The following is a 689-nucleotide window of genomic DNA, read 5'->3' on the forward strand; positions in this document are numbered from 1 at the left end:
CATTATTAATCGCGATACCCGTCTTCAAAGAGGACTGGAACCAACCACGGTGTTGATCCGAGCCTTCCAAGTATAAATCGGCAGGGTACTGACCTAGCTCTTCGCGCTGCTTTAATACCGCGGCATGCGTCACGCCCGAGTCAAACCAAACATCTAAAGTGTCGGTTACTTTTGTGTAATTCTCAGCGTCATCACCTAATAATTCGCTCGCATCCAATTCGAACCAGGCATCAATACCCTTCTGTTCAATTTTCTCAGCTACTTTAGCGATCAAATTTTGTGTATCAGGATGAAGCTCTTGTGTCTCGTTATGAACAAACAAAGTAATCGGAACACCCCAAGTACGCTGGCGAGAGATACACCAATCAGGGCTTTGCTCCAACATTGCTTCGATACGATTCTGACCCCATTCAGGTACCCACTGAACACCTTTCACCGCTTCCAATGCAGCTTCTTTCAAACCGTTCTGGGTCATACTGACAAACCATTGCGGCGTCGCACGATAAATCAGCGGAGTCTTGGTTCTCCAACAATGCGGATAGCTATGTGTGAAGACCTTTTTCTTAAGCAGTGCGCCTTGGCTCTCTAGCTCTTCTAAAATCGCTGCATCAACCTTATAAACATGCTGGCCAGCAAACTTGTCGACATCAGAACGGAAAGTGCCACCGCCATCAACATAGTTGAGCGTG

Annotated in this window: 1 protein-coding gene; it reads right to left on the reverse strand. The window is 46.9% G+C overall.

Features of this window, described 5'->3' with window-relative positions; all coding sequences use genetic code 11:
• Positions 1-689 (reverse strand): class I tRNA ligase family protein (locus tag A3761_RS04940; RefSeq protein WP_156491608.1); only part of this gene is annotated, 689 nt, incomplete at both ends.

Source organism: Oleiphilus sp. HI0123, from assembly GCF_001635315.1.